The following is a 23,481-nucleotide window of genomic DNA, read 5'->3' on the forward strand; positions in this document are numbered from 1 at the left end:
ACAAAAGCGCAGCGGCCCCCGCAGAGGGCCGCCGCCGGATGCAGATGACGGACATAGCCCGCCTGGCAGGCGTGTCCACCTCCACGGTTTCGCGCGCACTCAGTGGCAGCTCCCTGATTCCAGAGGCCACGCGCACCCGCATCACCGAGCTGGCGCGCTCGCTGAATTACCGTGTCAACGTGGGGGCCGCCAACCTGCGCAAGCGCGACGTGCAGTCGATTGGCGTGGTGATTCTGGGTGACAGCATGCAGGCCATTTCCGACCCCTTTTTGCTGAGCGTGGTGGGCACGGTGGCCGATGCCCTGGACGAGCGCGGCATGAGCCTGTTGCTCTCGCGCATGAAAGAAGGCGCCCCCCAGCAGCTCGCTGCCATTGTCGACAGCGGGCAGGTGGCCGGGCTGGTGGTGATTGGCCAGCTCACCTGGCACGAACGCCTGAACCAGCTGGCCAAAATGGATGTGCCCATGGCGGTGTGGGGGGCCAACCTGCCCGACGCCATGTACCCCACGGTGGGCAGCGACAACCTACAGGGCGGGTATCTGGCCACGCGCCACCTGATTGAGCGCGGCTGCCGCCACATTGCGTTTTTTGGCGATGTGAACCACCCCGAGGCCGGCCTGCGTTACCAGGGCTATCTGAAGGCCCTGCAAGAGGCCGGACTCACCCCCGATCCCCGGCTGCACCAGTCTTTTTTGTTCAGCGACTCTCGCATCCGGGCCGTGATCGACCAATGGCTTGACCAGCAACTGGAGTTCGACGCCATTTTTGCCAGCAGCGATGTGTGCGCGGTGTCCATCCTGGGCGCCCTGAGCGAGCGCGGCATTGCCGTGCCCACGCAGGTGAAGCTGGTGGGCTACGACGACATTGCGCTGGCCGAACACATGCACCCCTCGCTGAGTTCGGTGCGCCAGCCCTACGCCCTGGCCGGGCGCGCCCTGGTGGACCTGCTGTTTGAGGCCATCGCCGGCCAGCCGCGACGCAACGTGGTGCTGCCCACCGAGCTGATCGAGCGCGAAAGCAGCCGCTAAAAGCTGGCGCCAAACCCGTCCGCGCACACAGCCGCGGCTGGCGTGCAAAAGGCCCGTTACGAAATTTCGTTCGCGTTACGTTCACCTGGGTAGGTGAAAACCCCATCATGCAATCGTTTGCACCAATGATTCAATCCATGCACTGCCCCACCCTGAGCAACAGACGCTTGGCAGTTCATCGGACCAACCAACACCCAAGAGGCAAACGAATGAAACCAAACCCAACCGCCCTGATGGCCAAGGCGGCCGCCCTGGCACTGAGCGCCCCGCTGTGGATCGCGGGCGCCAACGCCGCCACCATCACCATCTCTTGCGGATCGGTGGGCCAGGACTTCGAGTTCTGCAAGCAAACCACGTCCGAGTGGGCCAAGAAAACCGGCCACGAAGTCAAGCTGTTCACCATCCCCAACAGCACCACCGACATCCTGGCGCTGTTTCGCCAGATGTTCGCTGCCAAGTCGTCCGACCTGGACGTGATCAACGTGGACGTGGTGTGGCCCGGCGTGATCAAAGACCACCTGCTGGACCTGAAGCCCTACAGCAAAGGTATCGAGAAGGAACACTTCCCAGCCATCGTGGCCAACAACACCGTGGACGGCAAACTGCTGGCCATGCCCTGGTTCACCGACGCCGGCCTGCTGTTCTACCGCAAGGACCTGGTTGAAAAATACGGTGCCAAGCCGCCCACCACCTGGGACGAAATGGCCGCTACAGCCAAGAAAATCCAGGACGGCGAGCGCGCCGCCGGCAACCGCGATTTCCAGGGGTTTGTGTTTCAGGCCAAGGCCTACGAAGGTCTTTCCTGCAATGCGGTGGAATGGATTCACAGCTTCGGCGGCGGCAACATCGTCAACGCCAAGGGCGAGGTCACCGTCAACAACCCCAATGCCGTGGCCGCGCTCAAGACCGCTGCGTCCTGGATCGGCACCATCGCGCCCCAGGGCGTGCTGAACTACGCCGAGGAAGAAGCCCGCGGCGTGTTCCAAAACGGCAACGCCGCCTTCATGCGCAACTGGCCTTACGCCTGGTCGCTGGGCAATGCCAAGGACTCCAAGATCTCCGGCAAGATCGGTGTCTCGGCCTTGCCCAAGGGCGGCGCCAATGGCCAGAACGCCGCCACCCTGGGTGGCTGGCAGCTCGCGGTGAGCAAATACTCCAAAAACCAGGCGGCAGCGGCCGATCTGGTGATGTACATGACCAGCCCCGAGGTGCAGAAAATGCGCGCCATCAAGGGCTCGTACAACCCGACGATTGCCGCCCTGTACCAGGACAAAGACGTGTTGGCCGCCAACCCCTTCTTTGGCAGCCTCTACAGCGTGTTCACCAGCGCCGTGCCGCGCCCTGCCACCGCCACCGGCGCGAAATACCCCGAGGTCAGCTCGGCGTTCTGGAACGCCACGCACGACGTGCTGTCGGGCAAGTCCACGGCCGAAGACAGCCTCAAGCGCCTGGAAGGCCGCCTGAACCAGGTCAAGCGCGGCAAGTGGTGATCTGACCCGCGGGTTACGCAGGGCCCGGGGCTTGCCGCCCCGGGGCCCCGTTCCTCGGTCTGAACCGGAGACACACCGATCATGAACAACAAGACACGCACCGCCTGGACCTTCATGGCCCCCATGCTGCTGGTGCTGGTGCTGGTGGCCCTGTGGCCGCTGGGTCGTACCATCTGGTTCAGCTTCACCGACGCCAATATCAACGACCTGTCGGTCACGAAATTTGTCGGATTTGAAAACTACTTTGGCGAATACGGGCTGTTCGCCAACCCCAACAACACCGACGGCTTTTTTGCCAGCGACTGGGGCGTTGCCATTCTGAACACGCTGAAGTTTTCCGTCGTATCGGTCACGCTCGAAACCCTGATGGGCCTGGGTGTGGCGATGCTGCTGAACCAGAACTTCAAGGGCCGCACCTTTGTGCGCACCGCCGTGCTGGTGCCCTGGGCCATCCCCACGATTGTGTCGGCCAAGATGTGGGGCTGGATGCTGCACGACCAGTTTGGCGTGATCAACCAGTGGCTGGTGGACGCCAGCATCATCACCGACAAGATCGCCTGGACAGCCCAGCCCGAGTACGCGCTGTGGACCGTGGTGGCGGTGGACGTGTGGAAGACCACACCGTTCATGGCGCTGCTGATTTTGGCCGCGCTTCAAACCCTGCCCAAAGACTGCTACGAGGCCGCCGAGGTCGATGGTGTGCACCCGCTGCGCGTGTTCTGGAAGGTGACCCTGCCGCTGATCAAGCCGGCGCTGATGGTGGCCGTGATCTTCCGCCTGCTCGACGCCCTGCGCGTGTTCGACCTGATCTATGTACTGACCTCCAACAACAACAGCACCATTTCCATGTCCGGCTTCGTGCGGCGCGAAATGATCGACAACGGCTACATGGGCTACGGCTCGGCCGCGTCCACCGCGCTGTTCCTCATCATTGGCCTGTGCACGGTTGCAGCCATCAAGCTGAGCCGCATGAAACTTGGAGAGGACTGATCATGAAATCCGCTTGGTACTGGCGCGTGGCGCTCTATTTCGCCGCCACGGTGGTGGTGATCATTTCGGTGTTCCCGTTCATTTACGCGGTGTCCACCTCGCTCAAAACCGGCTCGGCGCTGTTTGAGTCGACGCTCTGGCCCAACACGGTGACGCTGGACAACTACATCTCGCTGTTCACCCTGGCCGAACAGCCCTTTGGCCGCCACATCCTGAACTCGATCATGGTCTCGGTGCTGGTGGTTTCGCTGTCGCTGTTCATTGGCGTGACCGCGTCTTACGCGCTGGGCCGCATCAACTTCAAGGGCCGCGGCCTGCTGCTCACCGCAGTGCTGGCCGTGTCCATGTTTCCGCAGGTGGCGGTGCTGGCCGGCATGTTTGAGCTGATCCGTTTTCTGGGTCTTTACAACAAAGCCATTGGCCTGGTGCTGCCTTACATGATCTTCACCCTGCCGTTTACCGTGTGGGTGCTCACCACCTTCATGAAGCAGCTACCCAAAGAACTGGAAGAGGCCGCCATCATGGACGGCTGCGGCCCCGGCCGCATCATCTGGGACGTGTTCATGCCGCTGCTGTGGCCCGCCCTGGTGTCCACCGGCCTGCTGGCGTTCATTGCGGCCTGGAACGAGTTTTTGTTTGCCCTTACCTTTGTGCTGGACAACAACGAGCGCACGGTGCCGGTGTCCATCTCGCTGATTTCGGGCGCCAGCAAATACGACATACCCTGGGGCAACATCATGGCTGCCTCGGTACTGGTGACCATTCCCTTGCTCGGTTTGGTGCTGGCGTTCCAGAAAAAGATCGTCTCGGGCCTCACGGCAGGCGCGGTCAAGGGCTGAGCGCTGCCTGAGCACAATGGCCCAAATACTGCATATCCCTTTTGAATCCAACCCCCAAGACCCCTACACCATGACACCAAAAGCACCCAACAACGGCTGGTGGCGCGGCGGCGTGATCTACCAGATCTACCCGCGCTCTTACCAGGACAGCAACGGCGACGGCATTGGCGACCTGCCCGGCATCACCCAGCGGCTGGAACACATTGCCGCGCTCGGTGCCGACGGCGTCTGGCTCTCGCCCTTCTTCAAGAGCCCCATGAAGGACTTCGGTTACGACGTCAGCGACTACTGCGACGTGGACCCGATGTTTGGCACGCTGGACGACTTCAAGGTGCTGGTGCAACGCGCTCACGACCTGGGCCTGAAGGTCATGATCGACCAGGTGCTTTCGCACACCAGCGACCAGCACCCCTGGTTTGCCGAGAGCCGCGCCACCCGCCACAACCCCAAGGCCGACTGGTATGTGTGGGCCAACGCCCAAGACGACGGCACACCGCCCAACAACTGGCTGTCCATCTTTGGCGGCAGTGCCTGGCAGTGGGACACGCGCCGCTGCCAGTACTACCTGCACAACTTCCTGACCAGCCAGCCCGACCTGAACTTCCACAACCCGCAGGTGCAGGACGCGCTGCTGGACACGGTGAAGTTCTGGCTCGACCTGGGGGTGGACGGCTACCGCCTGGACACCGCCAACTTCTACTTTCACGATGCCGAGTTGCGCAGCAACCCCGGCCGTGGCGCCCCCGACCCGGACAAGCCCGACCCGGCGGTGAACCCTTTCAACCCCTATGGCTGGCAGTGGCACGTGTACGACAAGAGCCGCCCGGAAAACCTGGCGTTCATGCAGCGCCTGCGCGCCCTGCTTGACCAGTACCCCGACACCACCATGGTGGGTGAAATTGGCGACGACGACGGCCTGGCCCGCGTGGCCGAATACACCGCTGGCGGCGACAAGCTGCACATGGCGTATTGCTTTGACTTGCTGGGCGAGCAGCACAGCACCGCGTTTTTGCACGGCACGCTGGAGCGTTTCAACACCGTGGTGGGCGACGGCTGGCCGTGCTGGGCACTGTCCAACCACGACTGCGAGCGCTCGGCCTCGCGCTGGGGTGGCACGCCGCCCAACCCGCAGCTGCTGCGTCTGGCCGCGGCCTTTCAGGCCAGCCTGCGGGGCACGGTTTGCCTGTACCAGGGCGAAGAGCTGGGTCTGCCCGAAGCGCAGCTGGCCTTTGAAGACCTGCAAGACCCCTACGGCATCACCATGTGGCCCGAATTCAAAGGGCGCGATGGCTGCCGCACGCCCATGCCCTGGGTGGCCGACGCACCCCACGCCGGTTTCACCACCGGCGCCAAGCCCTGGCTGCCGGTGGCCGCGACCCACACCGCGCTGGCGGTGGACCAACAAGCCGGGCGGGCAGACAGCCTGCTGAGCTATTTCACCCAGCTGCTGCACTGGCGCCGCCAACAACCGGCCCTGCTGCACGGCAGCATGGCTCTGCTGCCGCTGCACCCGCAGGTGCTGGGCATCGTGCGCGAAGAAGGCCCGCAGCGCCTGCTGTGCGTGTTCAATTTCAGCGACCAGGCCGCCAGCCTGGCGCTGCCGTCGCCATGGGCTGGTGCCGCCACCCTGGCCGGCAGTGGCCTGGCCGGCGCACGGCTGGACGCCGGCACGGTCCATTTCGAGCCTTGGGGCGGTCTGTTTCTACAGGCCTGAACCCACCACCCCCCGACGGAGAAACCCATGTCCCGGATCGATTTCAAAAACGTCTGCAAGCGCTACGCGCCGCAGTCGCCGCTCACCATCAACAACGCCAACCTCACCATCGAAAACGGTGAGTTCTGCGTGTTCGTGGGTCCATCGGGCTGCGGCAAATCCACGCTGCTGCGCATGGTGGCCGGACTGGAAGACATCAGTTCGGGCGACCTCTCCATTGGCGGTGAGCGGGTAAACGACCTGCCACCGGCACGCCGCGGCGTGGCCATGGTGTTTCAAAGTTACGCGCTCTACCCGCACATGACGGTGCGCGACAACATGGGCTTTGGCCTCAAGGTGTTTGGCTCCAATGCGGCCGACATCGACAAAAAGGTGCGCGAAGCGGCCGACATATTGCAGCTCACCCACCTGCTGGACCGGCTGCCCAAAGAGCTTTCGGGCGGCCAGCGACAGCGCGTGGCCATTGGCCGCGCCATTGTGAAAGAGCCGCGGGTGTTTCTGTTTGATGAACCGCTGTCTAACCTGGACGCTGCCCTGCGCGTGCAGACCCGCCTGGAAATTGCGAAGCTGCACCGCGAAATTGGCACGGCCAGCATGATCTATGTGACGCACGACCAGGTCGAAGCCATGACCCTGGCCGACAAGATCGTGCTGCTGCGCGCCGGTGACGACGTGCAGACCAAAGGCTCCATCGCCCAGATCGGCACGCCGATGGACCTGTACCACCGGCCCAACAGCCTGTTCGTGGCCGAATTCATTGGCTCGCCCAAGATGAACATCTTGCCCGCCACCTTCCAGTCGGCAGACCAGGGCCGCGCCCACATCACGGTCGCCGGGCACGCCTTTGAGGTGGCGGTGCAGGCCGACCACCTCGCGCCCAACCAGCCGGTGAGCATGGGCCTGCGGCCCGAACACATGCGCCTGGCCGACGCGGACAACAGCCCCAACAGCCTGCCGGCCCGGGTGGCCCACATCGAAAAGCTGGGAGAAGCCTCGCTGCTGTATCTGGACCTCGGTGGCGGCGCACCCACCATCACCCTCAAGCTGGAAGGCACCACCGCCCACAAAATGGGCGATGCCATCCGGCTGCAGGTGAACGCCCAAGACCTTCACCTGTTTGACAGCACTGGCGAAGCCCTCACGCGCACCGTATCCTTGCCTACTTGAAAGGCTCAGCCGCCCATTCCATTCACACACACCTTCGGGCGGGAGTTCCGGTCATGCTGACAACCCAAGACCTTCACGCCATCCAGTCTGGCCAACACCCGGACCCTTACGCCACACTGGGCATGCACAGCGTGGGCGGCGCCCTGTGGGTGCATGCTTTTTTGCCGGGTGCGGCCCAGGTGGGCTTGCTCGAACGCAGCAGCGGCGACCACCGGGGGGCGATGCTGCGCGCGCCCGGGACCGACGTTTTTTCACTCAGCCTGGGCGCTGACACCGTGCCTTTTGCCCACCAGTTTGTGGTGCAGTGGGCCGACGGCCACACCACCCGCTTGGACGACCCGTTTGCCTTTGGTGCGGTGCTGGGCGAGCTGGACGTGTGGCTGCTGTCCGAGGGCACACACCAACGTCCCTACGAATGCCTGGGCGCCCACCCCCGCACGCTTGAAGGTGTGGAGGGCGTGAGCTTTGCCGTGTGGGCGCCTAGCGCGGCCCGCGTCTCGGTGGTGGGCGGCTTCAACCAGTGGGACGGCCGGCGGCTACCCATGCGCCTGCGCCGCGAATGCGGCATCTGGGAAACGTTTGTGCCGGGCCTGGCGGCGGGTGAGCTGTACAAGTTCGAGATCGTCACCACCAGCGGCGAGCGGCTGCTGAAAAGCGACCCCTACGCCTTTCGCTGCCAGCACCGGCCCGACACCGCCAGCGTGGTGCAGGCCCTGCCGCCGGTGCGGCCCATGGCGCCCGAGCGCCAGCGTGCCAACCGGTTTGACCAGCCCATCAGCGTCTACGAGGTGCACCTGGGCTCGTGGCGCAAGCAAGACGGCTGGCGCTGGCTGAACTACCGCGAGCTGGCCGACACGCTGGTGCCCTACGTGCGCGACATGGGCTTCACCCACATCGAGCTGCTGCCAGTGTCAGAACACCCGTTTGACGGCTCCTGGGGTTACCAGCCGGTGGGTCTGTACGCGCCCACTTCGCGCTTTGGCACACCCGAAGACTTTCAACATTTGGTGGACGCCGCGCACGCAGCCGGGCTGGGCGTGTTGCTGGACTGGGTGCCCGCCCACTTCCCCACCGACAGCCACGGCCTGGCCCAGTTTGACGGCACCCACCTGTACGAGCACGCCGACCCCAAAGAAGGTTTCCACCAGGACTGGAACACCCTCATTTACAACTACGGCCGGCGCGAGGTGCGCAACTTCCTGATTGGCAACGCGCTGTATTGGCTGGAGCGTTTCGGCATCGACGGCCTGCGCGTGGACGCGGTGGCGTCCATGCTGTACCGCGACTACAGCCGCGCCGAAGGCGAGTGGGTGCCCAACCAATACGGCGGGCGTGAAAACCTGGAAGCGATCGACTTCTTGCGCCGCCTCAACCACACGGTGGGTGTGGAGCGCGACGGCGCGCTGATGGTGGCCGAAGAGTCCACCTCGTTCCCCGGCGTGAGCCGCCCACCCAGCGATGACCTGCAAAGTGGCGGCCTGGGCTTTCACTACAAATGGAACATGGGCTGGATGCACGACAGCCTGGACTATTTCGCCCGCGACCCGATCCACCGCCGGCACCACCAGAACGAACTCACCTTTGGCCTGGTGTACGCGTTCAGCGAAAATTTCATGCTGCCGTTTTCGCACGACGAGGTGGTGCACGGCAAAGGTTCGCTGCTGCAGCGCATGCCCGGTGACGACTGGCAGCGCTTTGCTGGCCTACGCGCGCTGTACGGCTATATGTGGGCCTACCCCGGCAAAAAACTGCTGTTCATGGGCTGCGAATTCGCCCAGCCCAGCGAGTGGTCTGCCGACGGCCAGCTGCCCTGGCACCTGCTGGACGACCCGCGCCACGCGGGCGTGCAACGCCTGGTGCGCGACCTCAACCGCGTCTACCAGCACCACACGCCGCTGCACCAGCTCGACACCAGCCCGGCCGGCTTTGCCTGGATCGCGCACGACGACGCCGACCAGTCGGTGCTGTCGTGGCTGCGGCTGGACACCGAGGGCAATACCCTGGCAGTGGTGTGCAACCTCACCCCGGTACCGCGCGCCGGCTACCGCATCGGTCTGCCGCTGGCCGGCGCCTGGCAAGAACTCATCAACACCGACGACGCCGTGTACGGTGGCAGCGGCCAGCACAGTGGCGCCGGCCACACCAGCGCGTTTGCAGCGCACGGGCACGCCCAGTCGGTGGTGCTCAACCTGCCGCCGCTGGCGTGCGTGATCCTGGCCCCGGTGGCGCCCGCGCCCGTTGCACCGCCGCTCAACCCATGAACGCGCTCGGCGCCACCGTCACACAGCAAGGGGGGCATTTCGCCCTGGCGGCACCCCACGCGCACGGTGTGGAACTGTGCCTGTTTGACCACGCTGGCCTGGCCTGCACGGCGCGGCAGCCCCTGGCCATCGACGCGCAAGGCATCTGGCGCGGCTTCGTCCCAGGCCTCGCGGTCGGGGCGGTGTACGGCTACCGGGTGCATGGCCCCTGGAACCCTGCCGAGGGCCAGCGTTTCAACCCCGCCAAGCTGCTGCTGGACCCGTATGCCTGCGAGGTGCTGGGCCGCTACGACGGCCACGACATCCACAACGGCCACCGCCCCGACGACCCCACGCAACCCGACCCGCGCGACAACGCCGCCACCGCGCTCAAAGCCCTTGCGCTGGCCGGCCCGCCCGCGCTGCAAGCCCCGAGACCGCAGATCGACCCCGCCCGCCGTGTGCTGTACGAACTGCACCTGAAGGCCTTCACCGCGCTGCACCCGGGGGTGCCCGAGGCGCTGCGCGGCACCTACGCCGGCCTGGCGCACCCCGCGGCCATCGCCCACCTGAAGCGCCTGGGCATCACCACCGTGTGCCTCATGCCGCTGGCGCAGCGCGCTGACGAAACGCGCCTGCTGCAGCTGGGCCTGAGCAACCACTGGGGCTACAACACCGTGGGCTGGGCCGCGCCTGAAAACCGCTACGCCAGCGCCCCCGGGCAAGCGCGCGACGAATGCCGCGCCATGGTGGACGCGCTGCACGCGGCCGGCCTTGAAGTGGTGCTGGACGTGGTGTTCAACCACTCGGCCGAGTCCGACGAAACCGGCCCCACGCTGTCGCTGCGCGGCATCGACAACGCGCTGTATTACCACCTGCTGCCTCACGACCGCTCGCGCTACGTCAACTGGGCCGGCTGCGGCAATGTGCTCAACCTGAACCAGCCGCTGGTGTTGCGCCTGGTGATGGACAGCCTGCGCCGCTGGGTCACCGACTTTGGCATCGACGGTTTCCGCTTTGACCTCGCCCCCATCCTGGCGCGCGGCGAGCCGCCACACATGGGCTTTCAAGGGCGTGCGCCGTTTCTCATGGCCCTGGCCCAAGACCCGCTGCTGAGCGATCGCCTGATGATCGCCGAGCCCTGGGACATAGGGCACGGTGGCTACCAGCTGGGCGCCTTCCCCTCTGGCTGGCTGGAATGGAACGACCGCTACCGCGACACCCAGCGCAGCGCCTGGCTGCGCCACACCGGCACACCCGGCGCGCTGGCCCATACGCTGGCCGGCTCCAGCACGGTGTTTGGCCACCGTCCCGCCCACAGCAGCGTGAACATCCTCACCGCCCACGACGGCTTCACCCTGATGGACCTGGTGAGCTACGTGCACCGCCACAACGAAGCCAACGGCGAAGACAACCGCGACGGCCATGGCCACAACCTGAGCGTGAACCACGGCGTGGAAGGCCCCAGCGACGACCCCGCCGTGGTGGTCGCCCGCCTGCGCCAGCGCCGCGCCCTGCTGGCGGTGCTGCTGCTGTCGCTGGGCACGCCCATGCTGCTGGCCGGCGACGAGCTCGGCCACAGCCAGCGCGGCAACAACAACGCCTATTGCCAGGACAACCCCAGCACCTGGCTGCACTGGGACACCGCCGACCAAGGCCTCACCGACTTCGTGGCCCACCTGATCGGTTGGCGCCATTCGCTCACCCCGCTGCTGGCCCACTGGTGGCACAGCGGACCGGCCACAAGCCTTACAAGCCCCACGAGCGCCAGCGCCCAGTGGTTTCAAGCCAGTGGTGGCCCCCTGGGCCCCGGTGAATGGGAGCAAACCCACGCCGCGCCGCTGGTGCTTCAGCTCAGTGGGCACCGCATGGCGTGCTTGTTGCTCTTGAACCCCACAAACCAGCCCCACTGCGTAGCGCTGCCGCCCGGCCCCTGGCAGCGCCGGTTGTGCACCCACAGCGGATACACCGACCCCATGCCGCTCGCGGCTACCGCCGAACTGCCCGCCGGCAGCGTCTGGCTGGTGGTGCAACCCGGCGGCCCTTTTCAGGAATCAACATGACCCTCCACACCCTGCCCACCACCCCGTTCAGCGGCCAGCGCCCCGGCACCTCCGGCCTGCGCAAAAAGGTCGCGGTGTTCCAGCAAGCCCATTACCTGGAAAACTTTGTCCAGGCGCTGTTTGACGTGTTGCACGGCACCGACCAGCCGGCCACCGGCCTCACCCTGGTGCTGGGCGGCGACGGCCGCTTTCACAACCGCAGCGCCGTGCAAACCATCTTGCGCATGGCGGCCGCGCGGGGCTATGCCCGGGTGCTGGTGGGCCAGGGCGGCATCTTGTCCACACCCGCGGTGAGTGCGGTGATTCGCCGCCACGGCGCCAGCGGCGGCATCGTGCTTTCGGCCAGCCACAACCCGGGCGGACCCGATGGCGACTTTGGCATCAAATACAACAGCGCCAACGGCGGGCCAGCCCCCGAAAAGCTGACCGAAGCGGTGTACGCGCGCACCCAGGCGCTGCAGCACATTCGCACCAGCGACAGCGCCGACATCGCACTCGACACGCTGGGCCGGCAGAAGCTGGAGGCCACCGACGTGGAGGTGATCGACCCCGTGGCCGACCACGCCGCGCTGATGCGCGAGCTGTTTGACTTTGACGCCATCCGCGCGCTGTTTGCACGGGGTTTCCGGCTGCGCTTTGACGCCATGTGGGCCGTGGGCGGCCCCTACGCCAAAGCCATCATCGAAGGCGAGCTGGGCGCGCCAGCGGGCACGGTGGTGCACGCCGAACCGCTGGAAGACTTTGGCGGCCTGCACCCCGACCCCAACCCGGCCTACGCCGACGACCTGATCGACCACCTGATGGGCGCCGACGCGCCCGACATGGGTGCGGCCACCGACGGCGACGCCGACCGCAACATGGTGCTGGGCCGGGGGTTTCTGGTCTCGCCGTCCGACAGCCTGGCCGTGCTGGCCGCCCACGCCACGAAGGTGCCCGGCTACCGCGCCGGGCTGGCCGGCATGGCCCGCTCCATGCCCACGTCCACCGCGGTGGACCGGGTGGCCAAGGCGCTGGACATCCCGTGTTTTGAAACCCCCACCGGCTGGAAGTTTTTCGGCAACCTGCTCGACGCCGGCCAGGTCACGCTGTGCGGCGAAGAAAGCTACGGCACCGGCTCCAACCACGTGCGTGAAAAAGACGGCCTGTGGGCCATTCTGTTCTGGCTCAACCTGGTGGCCGTGACCGGCGAATCGGTGGAAGCGCTGGTGCGCCAACTGTGGCGCGAGCACGGCCGCTGCGTGTATTCGCGCCACGACTACGACGGCATTGCCACCGAACAGGCCAACACGCTCATGGCCGAGCTGCGGGCCCAGTTGCCTGCGCTGGCGGGCGCCACCGTGGCGGGTCAGCGCATTGCCTGGGCCGACGATTTCGCCTACACCGACCCGGTGGACGGCTCGCTGAGCCAGCAGCAAGGCGTGCGCGTGGTGCTGGAAGATTCGTCGCGGGTGGTGTTTCGCCTCTCAGGCACCGGCACCGAGGGCGCCACCCTGCGCGTTTACCTGGAACGCCACGAGCCCGACGCCAGCCGCCACGACCTGCCCGCCCAGGAGGCCCTGGCTCCGCTGATCGGGCTGGCCCAGGCCCTGTCCCGCATCACCCACCACACCGGCATGCACACCCCCACCGTGATCACCTGAACACCCGAGCGAAGACTCGGACGCAGGCCACCGCGACCTTCAACCCCGCAGGAGACAAACCCCATGAGCCCCAGCCGCCAATCCGCGCCCCTGAACACCGACCGCCACATGCAGCCCCACATGCTGGTGCGCCGCTCCATCGCCCTGGTGCTGGCGGGCGGGCGCGGCTCGCGCCTGAAGCAGCTCACCGACAAGCGCGCCAAGCCCGCCGTGTATTTCGGTGGCAAGTTCCGCATCGTGGATTTCGCGCTGTCCAACTGCGTGAACTCGGGCATTCGCCGCATTGGCGTGATCACGCAATACAAGTCGCATTCGCTGCTGCGGCACCTGCAGCGCGGCTGGAGCTTTCTGCGCGCCGAACTCAATGAAATGGTGGACCTGCTGCCCGCCCAGCAGCGGGTGGACGAAGAGCACTGGTACCGCGGCACGGCCGATGCGATCTACCAGAACGTGGACATCATCCAGTCCAGCAACCCCGAATACGTGGTGGTGCTGGCTGGCGACCACGTCTACAAGATGGACTACTCCATCATGTTGCAAGACCACGTGGCTTCGGGCGCGGGCTGCACCGTGGGCTGCATTGAAGTGCCGCGCGAAGAAGCCTCGGCGTTTGGCGTGATGGCGGTGGACGCCGAACGCCGCATCACCGACTTTGTGGAAAAACCCGAGCACCCGCCCACCATGCCCGGCAGCGACACGGTGTCGCTCGCCAGCATGGGCATCTACATCTTCAACGCTGCCTACCTTTACCGCCTGCTCGAAGAAGACCTGGCCAACCCCTCCTCCAGCCACGACTTCGGCAAAGACGTGATCCCCTGCGTGGTGCGTGAGGGCCGCGCCGTGGCCCACCCGTTTTCCATGTCTTGCGTGTCGTCCACCCCCGAGGCCAAGCCTTACTGGCGCGACGTGGGCACCATCGACGCCTTCTGGGAAGCCAACCTCGACCTCGCCTCGGTCACGCCCGAGCTCGACATCTACGACACCGAATGGCCCATCTGGACCAGCCAGCGCCAGCTGCCCCCGGCCAAGTTTGTGCAAGACGCCGACGGCAAACACGGCCTCACCATCAACACCATGGTCTCGGGCGGCTGCATCGTTTCGGGCTCGGTGGTCAGCAACTCGGTTCTGTTTTCCAACGTGCGCGTCCACTCCTTTTGCCAGGTCGACCAGGCGGTGCTGCTGCCCGAGGTGACCGTGGGCCGCCACTGCCGCCTGAGCCGCGTGGTGGTGGACCGCGGCTGCAAGCTGCCCGAAGGCCTGGTGATTGGTGAAGACGCCGAACAGGACGCCCAGCGCTTTGAACGCAGCCCGGGCGGCGTGGTGCTCGTTACCCGCGACATGCTCAACCGGCTCCCCGTTGCACAGCCCTGAAGCCCGCCCCAACACCACCCGCACCATGAAGATTCTGCAAGTCAGTGCCGAATACCACCCCCTGCTGAAAACCGGGGGCCTGGCCGATGTGACCGGCGCCCTGCCCCAGGCGCTGCGCGCCCACGGGTGCGACGTGCGCGTGCTGCTGCCCGGCTTTCCGGCGGTGCTGGCGGGCTTGCAGCAGCCGGCCGAGCTGCTGCGGTTCAACGCACCGTGGGGCGCCGAGCTGCGGCTGTTGCACGGCACCCTGCCCGGCACGCCCGCCGTGCACGCCTATGTGCTGGACGCGCCCGGCCTGCTGGACCGCCCCGGCAACCCCTACGAAGACGCCCACAAACAGCCCTACGCCGACAACCACCGCCGCTTTGCCGCGCTGGCCTGGGCGGCGGTGCAGCTGGCCCGAGGCGGTGACGCCGGCTGGAAACCCCAGCTCGTGCACGGCCACGACTGGCACGCCGGCCTGGTGCCCGCCTGCCTGGTGCAAGCGGGCGGCGACCAGCCGCTGCTGCCCAGCGTGTTCACGGTGCACAACCTGGCCTACCAGGGCCTGTTTGATGCCGCGCGGTTTCCCGACATCGGCCTGCCGTGGTCGTTCTTCCAGCTCGAAGGCCTGGAATTCTGGGGCCAGGTCTCGTTCATGAAAGCCGGCCTGCACTACGCCAACCGCCTCACCACCGTGAGCCCCACCTATGCGCGCGAAATACAAAGCGCCGAACACGGCTGCGGACTCGACGGCCTGCTGCGCCGCCGCCAGGCCGATCTGAGCGGCATCCTCAACGGCGTGGACGACACGCTCTGGAACCCCGCCACCGACCACCTGCTGCCCCACCCGTTCAGCAGCAACCAGCTGCTGGGCAAAGCCCGCTGCAAAGCCGCTCTGCAAATCGAAACCGGCCTGCACACCCACCCCGACGCGCCGCTGTTCACCGTGGTCAGCCGCCTGACCGAGCAAAAGGGCCTGCCCCTGGTGCTGGACGCGGTGGACACCCTGGTGGCCAGCGGCGCGCAGCTGATGCTGCTGGGCAATGGCGACGCGCACCTGGAAGCCGCCTTTGTAGCCAAAGCGCAGCAACATGCCGGGCGGGTGGCCGTGCACATTGGCTTTGACGAAGCGTTTTCCCACCGGGTGTTTGGCGGCAGCGACGTGACCCTGGTGCCCTCGCGCTTCGAGCCCTGCGGCCTGACGCAGCTGTACGCCCTGAAATACGGCAGCGTACCGCTGGTGCGCCGCGTGGGTGGCCTGGCCGATTCCGTCACCGACACCCGGCCCGACACCCTGGCCAGCGACACGGCCACCGGCATCGTGTTTGACCACATGGACTCCGCCGAATTTGCCCACGCGCTGCAGCGCGCCCTGGCCCTTTACCGGCACCCCACCCACTGGCAACGGGTGCAGCGCGCCGGCATGCGCCAACGCTTTTCCTGGGACGAGGCCGCCCGGGAATACGCCGCGCTCTACCGTGAACTCGTCGCACCCTGAAATTTCACCTGCTTGAACGCCCCCATGACACAAACCGCCGCCTTTTCCTACGACAGCCCGCGCAACGACCTCGCCTCGCTCAAACAGTCCATCGCCAACAAACTCGTGTTCACAGTGGGCAAAGACCCGTCGGCCGCCCGCCCCGAAGACTGGCTGCACGCGGCGGCCTATGCCGTGCGCGACCGCCTGGTGGAACGCTGGATGCGCACCACCCACGCCCAGTACGACCAGGACGCCAAGCGCGTGTACTACATGTCCATGGAATTCCTCATGGGCCGCGCGTTTGACAACGCCATGCTGGCGCTGGAGCTGCGCGACACCCTCAAACAAGCGCTGAGCGAGCTGGGGGCCGACATCGACGTGCTGGCATCGCTGGAGCCCGACGCCGCGCTGGGCAACGGCGGCTTGGGCCGGCTGGCGGCCTGCTTTCTCGACGCCATGGCCACGCTGGGCATTGCCGGCTACGGCTACGGCATCCGCTACGACTACGGCATGTTTCGCCAGACCATCGTGGACGGCCAGCAGGTGGAGGTGCCCGACTACTGGCTCACCCACGGCAACCCCTGGGAATTTGCGCGCCCCGAGGTGGTGTACCGCGTGCAGTTTGGGGGCCATGTGGCCCGTGAAGGCACCGGCGACGCCGCCCGCCACCGTTGGGTGGACTCGCACGACGTGCTGGCCATGGCGTACGACACCATCGTGCCCGGCTACGGCACCGACGCCACCAACACGCTGCGGCTGTGGTCGGCCAAAGCCACCGAAGAGATCGACCTCAGCGCCTTCAACCGCGGCAACTACTTTGCCGCCGTGGAAAGCAAGAACCACTCGGAAAACGTCTCGCGCGTGCTCTACCCGGACGACTCCACCCCGTCGGGCCGCGAACTGCGCTTGCACCAGGAATACTTCTTTGTCAGTGCCAGCGTGCAAGACCTGTTGCGCCGCTACCTCAAAACCCACACCGGCTTTGAAGAGCTGCCGCACAAGGTCAGCATCCACCTGAACGACACCCACCCGGTGCTGGCCATCCCTGAGCTGATGCGCCTGCTGCTGGACGAACACCACCTGCCCTGGACTGATGCCTGGCGCCTGTGCCAGGGCGTTTTTTCGTACACCAACCACACGCTCATGCACGAGGCTCTGGAAACTTGGCCGGTAGACATGATGGGCCGCGTGCTGCCGCGCCACCTGCAAATCATTTACGACATCAACAGCCACTTCCTGGCCGAACTGGCGCGCACCGGCGTGCACGACCCCGAGCGCATTCGGCGGCTCTCGCTGATCGACGAGTCGGGCGAACGCCGCGTGCGCATGGCCTACCTGGCGGTGGTCACCAGCCATTCGGTCAACGGCGTGTCGGCCCTGCATTCGGACCTGATGCAGCAGTCCATCTTTGCCGACTTCGCCCACCTGTGGCCGCAGCGCTTCAACAACAAAACCAACGGCATCACCCCGCGGCGCTGGCTGGCCCAGGCCAACCCGGCGCTGTCCAGCCTGATCGACAGCCGCCTGGGCACCGGCTGGCGGCGCGACCTGACCCAGCTCCAAGCCCTGCGCCCGCTCGCCAGCGACGCCGATTTTGCGCAAGCCTTTCGCGAAGCCAAGCAGGCCAACAAACAACGCCTGGCCGACTGGCTGCAGCAGCACATGGGCCTGCAGGTCAGCCCGCAGGCGCTGTTTGACGTGCAGGTCAAACGCATCCACGAATACAAGCGCCAGCTGCTCAACCTGCTGCACGTGGTGGGGCGCTACCAACGCATCCTGGCGCAGCCCGATGCCGAGCACACGCCCCGTGTGGTGATCTTTGCGGGCAAGGCCGCCTCGGCGTACCACACGGCCAAGCTCATCATCCGGCTCATCAACGACGTGGCCACCACCATCAACGCCGACCCGCGCGTGGGCGACCGCCTCAAGGTGGTGTTTGTGCCCAACTACAGCGTGAGCCTGGCCGAAATCATCATCCCGGCGGCCGACCTGTCGGAGCAAATTTCCACCGCCGGCACCGAAGCCTCGGGCACCGGCAACATGAAATTGGCCCTGAACGGCGCGCTCACCATCGGCACGCTGGACGGCGCCAACGTCGAGATCCGCGACAACGTGGGCGAAGACAACATCTTCATCTTCGGCCACACCACGCCCGAGGTGCAGGCGCTGCGCAGCGCGGGCTACCAGCCACGCCGCTTCCTGGAAGAACAGCCCGCGCTGCAAAGCGTGCTGGAAGCCATTCGCGACGGCACCTTCAGCCCGGGTGAGCCCGCACGCTACCAGGCGGTTTACGACATGCTGGTGAACTGGGGCGACCACTACCTGCTGCTGGCCGACTACGCCAGCTACGTGGCCACCCAAGACCGCGTGGACCAGGCCTACCGCGACACCGAAGCCTGGACGCGGCAGACCATCCACAACGTGGCGGGCATGGGACCGTTTTCAGCCGACCGCACCATCGCCGAATACGCCCAGACCATCTGGCACAGCCCACCCCTGGCCAACCTCACACCCAGCGAGCGCTGACCCCGCTGGCGCAGGCGCTCAGCTTTTCAAAAAGCTGCCATGGTCGGGCGCAAAGCAGGCGTGCAGGGGCAGCAAGGCGCCGCCCAGCGCGCGGGCGTCAGAGCCCATGCTGCCCAGCTCCAGCCGGGGCATGGGCTGCAGGCCTTCCCAGTTGTAGGTTTTTAAGGCTTCGCTGGTGCGCGCCAGCAGGTTGTGCAGCAGCTCGGGCGCCACGGCGCCGTCCATCACCACCGCTTCCACGTCCAGAAAGGCGGTGCCAGCCACGATGCAATGCGCCAGCGCCCGCGCGGCCCGCTCCAGCCATTCCTGGGTGTAAGCCAGCCAGGGCGCCTGCAGCGCCCGCGTGTCGTAAGCGGCCATCGGGTCCAGCGCGTGCTCGCGAAAGCGCTGCTCCAGGTCCCACAACGACGCCTGGCTGACCAGCTGCGGCGGAACATCACCGCCTTGCGACACCTGAAGCGGCAACGACGCCACGGCACCGGCGTTGCCGTGGACACCGCGGTGCAGGTGCGAATGGATCACCAGACCACCGCCGACGAAGGTGTCCATGAACAAATACAGAAAGCTGCCAATGTCGCGCCCGCGCCCCTGAAACAGCTCGGCCACGCAAGCGGCCGATGTGTCTTTGGCAAAGCTCACCGGCAAGTCGGTGAGCGCCTGCACTTCGGCGGCCAGATCCATGTCGTTCCAGGCCCGGGACTGCGCCTCGGTCAAGCCCAGCATGCGGTGCCAGCCGCCGAGCTGAAACGGCGCCGCCACGCCCACGCCCACCACGCGGTCGCGCAAAGGGCCCAGGTCTTCCAGCAGCCGGTTCAGGTTGGCCTTGATGGCGGGCAGCAGCACCGGAATGTCGGGAAACGGGTAGTTCAGCACCAGGCGCTGGCGCACCCGGCCGGTGAAGTCCACCAGCAACCAGTCGGCGCTGCGCCGGCCAATCTTGATGCCCACCGCAAAAGCGCCGTCGGGGTTCAGCCCGATGGGCACCGAAGGCTGGCCCACACGGCCGCGCACCGGGGCTTCACGGGTGAGCAGCTGGTCTTCGTCGAGCCGGGCCGTGATGAGGCCAATGGTCTGCGCCGTGAGGCCGGTGAGGCGGGCCAGGTCGGCCTTGGGCAAGCTGCCGTGGGCGCGCAGCGCTTGCAGCACCACCCGTTCGTTGAACTGGCGCATGCCCACCTGGTTGGAGCCTCGCGGGCGCAGCCGGGGTGCATCGTTGGCGGCATCCGGCGGTGCAGGCGCCGCCACGGGTTCGTTGGGGTGGGTGTTGGTTTCGGTCACGGTGGCCAAGTTTGACACGTCCGGCACCCCGCTCATTCGCGCAGGGCTTCGCCCACCACGCCCTTGCGCAAAATGAAGTTGGCCCAGGGCTGGCGCTCGCCCGTGACCACAATCGCGTAGGCGGTTTTTACCCGTTCGTAAAAGGCGTAGCGCTCCAGCGCCTCGGCCTGGCCTTCGGCCAGCCCCTCTTGCGCCAGCACGGCCAGGGTTTCGCGCTGCAAAGCCGAGCGGTAGCCCGGCGCGCTGCCGCACACCTGCATGTAGGCCACGGGCTGCGGCACATCGGCCGCCAGCGGCAACACACTGGCCACCGCCTGCACCGTGCGCGCCATGCCCACACCGGGCAGGCGCAACACCGGCTTGCCTGCGCCCAGGCTCATGGCGGTGAAGTTGGCGTCGGCGAGCACCAGGGCATCGTCGTGCCCCATTTCGGCCAGCAATTTCAACAGCTCGGGGCTGAGCAAGGGATCAATGCCTTTGAGCATTTTGGTCTTTCAAACAAACTAACAACGGCCCAGAACGCCACACATGCCAACCCAGAACACCGCGGAACTGGCTTTGCCAGGCCGCTGGTGTTCCCCCTTTAGGGGCGGAGCGGCTACACGCAGTGAGCAAGCGATGGGGGTGGGCACAGTTCAGGCAAGGGCTTCGGCAGGCAGATCGTCGACCGACTTCGCGCCGGTCATCACCGCCACGGTGTCGCTCATGCTGATGTGCTTGGGATCCACAATGGCAGCGCGCTTGCCCAGGCGGGCAATGTGGATGCGGTCGGCAATTTCAAACACATGCGGCATGTTGTGGCTGATCAAAATGACCGGCAGGCCCTTGTCGCGCACACGGCGAATGAGCTCCAGCACCATGTTGCCTTCCTTCACGCCCAGCGCAGCGGTGGGTTCGTCCATGATCACCACGTGCTGCGCAAACGCCGCTGCACGGGCCACGGCCACGCACTGGCGCTGTCCGCCCGACAGCGTTTCCACCGCCTGCGTCATGGAACGGATGCCAACCTTCAGGTCGTTCATGCGCGAAATGCTCTCTTCCAGCATCTTGCGTTTGTCCATCATGCGCAGCACCCGGCCCATGAAGCCGGGGCGCAGAATTTCACGGCCCAGAAACAGGTTTTCGGCAATCGTCATGGCCGGCGCCACGGCAAGGTCCTGGTACACGGTCTCAATGCCGGCACGGCGCGCGTCAATGGGGCTGCGGAATTTGGCCTCCTGGCCGTCCAGAAAAATCTCGCCTTCATCGGGAATGGTGGCGCCCGCCAGGCACTTGATGAGCGACGACTTGCCGGCGCCGTTGTCACCGATCACAGCCATGATTTCACCAGCGCGCAATTCGAAGTCGGCACCGTCGAGCGCGGTCACCTGGCCGTAGCGCTTGACAAGGCCTTTGGCCTGGATCACAAGCGGGCTTTGAGCGTTGGGAGCGGTAGACATATCAGCGGACTCCTTTGCGGGACATCTGGTCGGTCATCACCGCCAGGATCACCAGAATGCCGGTGACCAGAATCTGATAGACGGAGGACACGCCCATGAGCGTGAGACCGTTGCGGAACACGCCCACAATCAGCGCGCCCACCAGCGTGCCGATGATGATGCCGCGGCCGCCAAACAGGCTGGTGCCGCCCAGCACCACGGCGGTGATGGCGTCGAGGTTTTCGGTCTGCCCGGCGTTGGGGTCACCGGCGCCAATGCGGGCCACGCTCAGCAGCGAGGCAATGCCGTAAAACACGCCCGCCAGCACATACACGCCAATCAACACTTTGTCGGTGGAAATACCGGTGAGGCGGGTGGCTTCGGGGCTGTTGCCCACGGCGTAGATGTGGCGCCCAGGCGCGGTTTCGCGCAGGAACAGCCAAGTGATCAGGTACAGCGCCAACATCAACACCACGCCGTAGAGCACGTTGGTCTGGCCAATGCGGAACGAGTTGCCCAGCCAGGTCATGCCTTCGGACACATCGGTGATGGTCTGCGAGCCCGAATACAGTTGGGTGATGGCGAACGCGATGTTCAGCGTGCCCAGCGTGACGATGAAAGGCGGCAACTTCGCTTTGGTGACCAGCAGGCCGTTGACCAGGCCAAAGCCTGCCGTGGCGGCAATGCCCAGCGTGATGGCGACCGGGGCGCTCAGGCCAAAGTCGGCGGCCATTTTGGTCATGACGATGCTGCCCAGCGCCATGATCATGCCGCACGACAAGTCAATGCCCGCGGTGAGGATGATGAGCGTCTGGCCAATGGCGATGGTGCCCACCACCATGACCTGCTGCAAGATCAGCGAGAAGTTTTGCAGCGTCAGAAAACGGTCGCTTTGGGACGCAAAAAAGGCACAGGCCACCAGCAGGGCAATAAAAGGCCCCAGGGTGCCCATGGGCGGGAGTTTGGCTGCGAGGGTTTTCAAGGGAGTTCTCCCAACAAAGATTCAATAACTGCTCCGGAGAGCGAGATGCCCCCGACCAGGGGCACCAAGGGTCCGGCTCCGCCGACCCGAGGTGTCGTCCCTCCTCCAAGCGCCGTGGGCGCGCCAGAGAGGGGGGAAGCCGCGCAGCGGCGCAGGGGGGTGTGCCGAATGCTCGGCTTTGCCGGCCCAAGGTGCCGCCCCCCTCCAAGCCGAAGGCGCCAGAGAGGGGGAAGCCGCGCTAGCGGCGCAGGGGGGAGTTACTTATTCCCCCAGCACAGATCCATGCCGGTCTTCACGTCTTTGCTGTCCACACCCGCTACCGCTTTGGCAGCAATCAGGGTCACACCGGTGTCGGTGTAACCGCTGACTTTTTTGCCGGTCTTCGCGTATTCCACGCCAGCGGCCACGCCCATCGAGGCCATGCGCAGCGGGTACTGCTGGCTGGTGGCGGTGATCACGCCAGCGCCCACGTCCTTGATGCCCGCGCAACCGCCGTCCACCGACACAATGACCACGCCTTTTTCCTTGCCTGCGGCCTTCAGTGCCTTGTAGGCACCGGCGGCTGCGGGTTCGTTGATGGTGTACACGAGGTTGATGTTGGGGTTTTTCTGCAGGCAGTTTTCCATGCCGGTCTGGCCCTTGGCGGCGTCACCGAAGCTGTCGGCCATGCAAGCCACGCCAGCGGCGGCACCACCCAGGTTGTTGCTGGACGCGTCAGGCGCGGCCAGGCCAAAACCCTTCAGGAAACCGTTGTGGCGCTGGGCGCCCACCGGGTGGCCGGGGAACAGGTCGAGCGTGGCGATCACGGCTGGCTTGCCGCCCAGTGCCACTTTGGCGTACTGGCCAATCAGCACACCGGCCTTGTAGTTGTCGGTGGCAAACAGGCCGTCCACGGCGCTCACCGGGTCGGTGGGGCTGTCCAGGGCGATCACTTGCACACCCTGGGCCTGCGCACGCTTGATGGCGGGGATGATGGCTTTCGCGTCGCTGGGTGTGATCAGAATGGTCTTGGCGCCCGCGGCAATCATGTTTTCCATGGCGGTCACCTGGCCGGCGTTGTCACCGTCGGTCTTGCCGGCAGCGGACAACAGCTTGGCGCCCAGCTTCTTGGCCTCGGCGGTGGCACCTTCCTTCATCTTCACAAAGAAGGGGTTGGACTCGGTCTTGGTGATCAGGCCAATCACCGGCTCAGCAGCGGAGGCCATGCCCACGGCCAGGGCCAGGGCGGAAAACACAAAAGCGGGGGCGATTTTTTTCACAGAGGTCTCCTCAA

Annotated in this window: 17 protein-coding genes; 12 read left to right on the forward strand and 5 right to left on the reverse strand. The window is 65.8% G+C overall.

The window, feature by feature from the left end; genetic code table 11:
* The first annotated feature begins 44 nt into the window (after positions 1-44).
* The 12 genes from AC4QBL_RS11180 to AC4QBL_RS11235 all read left to right on the forward strand — a co-directional run bounded on the left by AC4QBL_RS11180 (position 45) and on the right by AC4QBL_RS11235 (position 18,530).
* Entirely contained in the window at positions 45-1,028 is a 984-nt protein-coding gene (locus tag AC4QBL_RS11180; RefSeq protein WP_472901178.1) for a LacI family DNA-binding transcriptional regulator, read from the forward strand.
* A gap of 209 nt (positions 1,029-1,237) precedes the next feature.
* Positions 1,238-2,518 (forward strand): ABC transporter substrate-binding protein, encoded by a 1,281-nt coding sequence (locus tag AC4QBL_RS11185; RefSeq protein WP_472906944.1) that lies wholly within the window; start codon positions 1,238-1,240, stop codon positions 2,516-2,518.
* An 81-nt stretch (positions 2,519-2,599) separates the two neighbouring features.
* Positions 2,600-3,508, forward strand: coding sequence for a carbohydrate ABC transporter permease (locus AC4QBL_RS11190; RefSeq protein WP_472901180.1), 909 nt, complete (start codon positions 2,600-2,602; stop codon positions 3,506-3,508).
* Between the two features lie 2 nt (positions 3,509-3,510).
* Positions 3,511-4,347: a carbohydrate ABC transporter permease gene (locus AC4QBL_RS11195; protein WP_472906945.1), complete on the forward strand. Its 837-nt coding sequence runs from the start codon at positions 3,511-3,513 to the stop codon at positions 4,345-4,347.
* A gap of 70 nt (positions 4,348-4,417) precedes the next feature.
* Positions 4,418-6,061 carry an alpha-glucosidase gene (locus AC4QBL_RS11200; RefSeq protein WP_472906946.1) on the forward strand — a complete coding sequence of 548 codons (1,644 nt, stop codon included), beginning with the start codon at positions 4,418-4,420 and terminating at the stop codon, positions 6,059-6,061.
* A gap of 27 nt (positions 6,062-6,088) precedes the next feature.
* Complete coding sequence (locus AC4QBL_RS11205; RefSeq protein WP_472906947.1) at positions 6,089-7,228, forward strand: ABC transporter ATP-binding protein; 1,140 nt, start codon at positions 6,089-6,091, stop codon at positions 7,226-7,228.
* Positions 7,229-7,281: 53 nt separating this feature from the next.
* Positions 7,282-9,489 carry a 1,4-alpha-glucan branching protein GlgB gene (gene glgB / locus AC4QBL_RS11210; protein WP_472906948.1) on the forward strand — a complete coding sequence of 736 codons (2,208 nt, stop codon included), beginning with the start codon at positions 7,282-7,284 and terminating at the stop codon, positions 9,487-9,489.
* Positions 9,486-11,531 (forward strand): glycogen debranching protein GlgX, encoded by a 2,046-nt coding sequence (glgX, locus tag AC4QBL_RS11215; RefSeq protein WP_472906949.1) that lies wholly within the window; start codon positions 9,486-9,488, stop codon positions 11,529-11,531. The genes glgB and glgX overlap by 4 nt, the downstream gene beginning before the upstream one ends.
* Positions 11,528-13,171: an alpha-D-glucose phosphate-specific phosphoglucomutase gene (locus tag AC4QBL_RS11220; RefSeq protein WP_472906950.1), complete on the forward strand. Its 1,644-nt coding sequence runs from the start codon at positions 11,528-11,530 to the stop codon at positions 13,169-13,171. Before glgX ends, AC4QBL_RS11220 begins: the two co-directional genes overlap by 4 nt.
* 63 nt (positions 13,172-13,234) lie before the next feature.
* On the forward strand, positions 13,235-14,542 hold the full coding sequence (gene glgC, locus AC4QBL_RS11225; RefSeq protein WP_472906951.1) for a glucose-1-phosphate adenylyltransferase: 1,308 nt from the start codon (positions 13,235-13,237) through the stop codon (positions 14,540-14,542).
* A 25-nt stretch (positions 14,543-14,567) separates the two neighbouring features.
* On the forward strand, positions 14,568-16,022 hold the full coding sequence (gene glgA, locus AC4QBL_RS11230; protein ID WP_472901188.1) for a glycogen synthase GlgA: 1,455 nt from the start codon (positions 14,568-14,570) through the stop codon (positions 16,020-16,022).
* Between the two features lie 24 nt (positions 16,023-16,046).
* Entirely contained in the window at positions 16,047-18,530 is a 2,484-nt protein-coding gene (locus tag AC4QBL_RS11235) for a glycogen/starch/alpha-glucan phosphorylase (RefSeq protein WP_472906952.1), read from the forward strand.
* An 18-nt stretch (positions 18,531-18,548) separates the two neighbouring features.
* On the opposite strand, the gene AC4QBL_RS11240 is transcribed toward AC4QBL_RS11235, so the two are convergent.
* The 5 genes from AC4QBL_RS11240 to AC4QBL_RS11260 form a co-directional block, all read right to left on the reverse strand.
* The gene (locus tag AC4QBL_RS11240) at positions 18,549-19,700 is read right to left on the reverse strand and encodes an ROK family protein (protein WP_472901224.1); all 1,152 of its coding nucleotides are present in this window, start codon (positions 19,698-19,700) and stop codon (positions 18,549-18,551) included.
* Between the two features lie 140 nt (positions 19,701-19,840).
* A complete protein-coding gene (locus AC4QBL_RS11245) occupies positions 19,841-20,293 on the reverse strand; it encodes an RbsD/FucU family protein (RefSeq protein WP_472901190.1) in 453 nt (150 codons plus the stop codon).
* Between the two features lie 150 nt (positions 20,294-20,443).
* Positions 20,444-21,247: an ATP-binding cassette domain-containing protein gene (locus AC4QBL_RS11250; RefSeq protein WP_472906953.1), complete on the reverse strand. Its 804-nt coding sequence runs from the start codon at positions 21,245-21,247 to the stop codon at positions 20,444-20,446.
* A 1-nt stretch (position 21,248) separates the two neighbouring features.
* Positions 21,249-22,178 carry an ABC transporter permease gene (locus AC4QBL_RS11255; protein WP_472901225.1) on the reverse strand — a complete coding sequence of 310 codons (930 nt, stop codon included), beginning with the start codon at positions 22,176-22,178 and terminating at the stop codon, positions 21,249-21,251.
* Between the two features lie 287 nt (positions 22,179-22,465).
* Positions 22,466-23,413: a sugar ABC transporter substrate-binding protein gene (locus tag AC4QBL_RS11260; RefSeq protein ID WP_472901226.1), complete on the reverse strand. Its 948-nt coding sequence runs from the start codon at positions 23,411-23,413 to the stop codon at positions 22,466-22,468.
* Positions 23,414-23,481 lie beyond the last annotated feature (68 nt).

It is taken from the genome of Hydrogenophaga sp. L99 (assembly GCF_058731905.1).

Excerpts from the sequence above, each read along its gene's own strand:
- AC4QBL_RS11180 (WP_472901178.1), top strand. The coding sequence starts at position 45 with ATGACGGACATAGCCCGCCTGGCAGGCGTGTCCACCTCCACGGTTTCG.
- AC4QBL_RS11185 (WP_472906944.1), top strand. The coding sequence starts at position 1,238 with ATGAAACCAAACCCAACCGCCCTGATGGCCAAGGCGGCCGCCCTGGCA.
- AC4QBL_RS11190 (WP_472901180.1), top strand. The coding sequence starts at position 2,600 with ATGAACAACAAGACACGCACCGCCTGGACCTTCATGGCCCCCATGCTG.
- AC4QBL_RS11195 (WP_472906945.1), top strand. The coding sequence starts at position 3,511 with ATGAAATCCGCTTGGTACTGGCGCGTGGCGCTCTATTTCGCCGCCACG.
- AC4QBL_RS11200 (WP_472906946.1), top strand. The coding sequence starts at position 4,418 with ATGACACCAAAAGCACCCAACAACGGCTGGTGGCGCGGCGGCGTGATC.
- AC4QBL_RS11205 (WP_472906947.1), top strand. The coding sequence starts at position 6,089 with ATGTCCCGGATCGATTTCAAAAACGTCTGCAAGCGCTACGCGCCGCAG.
- glgB (WP_472906948.1), top strand. The coding sequence starts at position 7,282 with ATGCTGACAACCCAAGACCTTCACGCCATCCAGTCTGGCCAACACCCG.
- glgX (WP_472906949.1), top strand. The coding sequence starts at position 9,486 with ATGAACGCGCTCGGCGCCACCGTCACACAGCAAGGGGGGCATTTCGCC.
- AC4QBL_RS11220 (WP_472906950.1), top strand. The coding sequence starts at position 11,528 with ATGACCCTCCACACCCTGCCCACCACCCCGTTCAGCGGCCAGCGCCCC.
- glgC (WP_472906951.1), top strand. The coding sequence starts at position 13,235 with ATGAGCCCCAGCCGCCAATCCGCGCCCCTGAACACCGACCGCCACATG.
- glgA (WP_472901188.1), top strand. The coding sequence starts at position 14,568 with ATGAAGATTCTGCAAGTCAGTGCCGAATACCACCCCCTGCTGAAAACC.
- AC4QBL_RS11235 (WP_472906952.1), top strand. The coding sequence starts at position 16,047 with ATGACACAAACCGCCGCCTTTTCCTACGACAGCCCGCGCAACGACCTC.
- AC4QBL_RS11240 (WP_472901224.1), bottom strand. The coding sequence starts at position 19,700 with ATGCGCCAGTTCAACGAACGGGTGGTGCTGCAAGCGCTGCGCGCCCAC.
- AC4QBL_RS11245 (WP_472901190.1), bottom strand. The coding sequence starts at position 20,293 with ATGCTCAAAGGCATTGATCCCTTGCTCAGCCCCGAGCTGTTGAAATTG.
- AC4QBL_RS11250 (WP_472906953.1), bottom strand. The coding sequence starts at position 21,247 with ATGTCTACCGCTCCCAACGCTCAAAGCCCGCTTGTGATCCAGGCCAAA.
- AC4QBL_RS11255 (WP_472901225.1), bottom strand. The coding sequence starts at position 22,178 with ATGGGCACCCTGGGGCCTTTTATTGCCCTGCTGGTGGCCTGTGCCTTT.
- AC4QBL_RS11260 (WP_472901226.1), bottom strand. The coding sequence starts at position 23,413 with ATGGCCTCCGCTGCTGAGCCGGTGATTGGCCTGATCACCAAGACCGAG.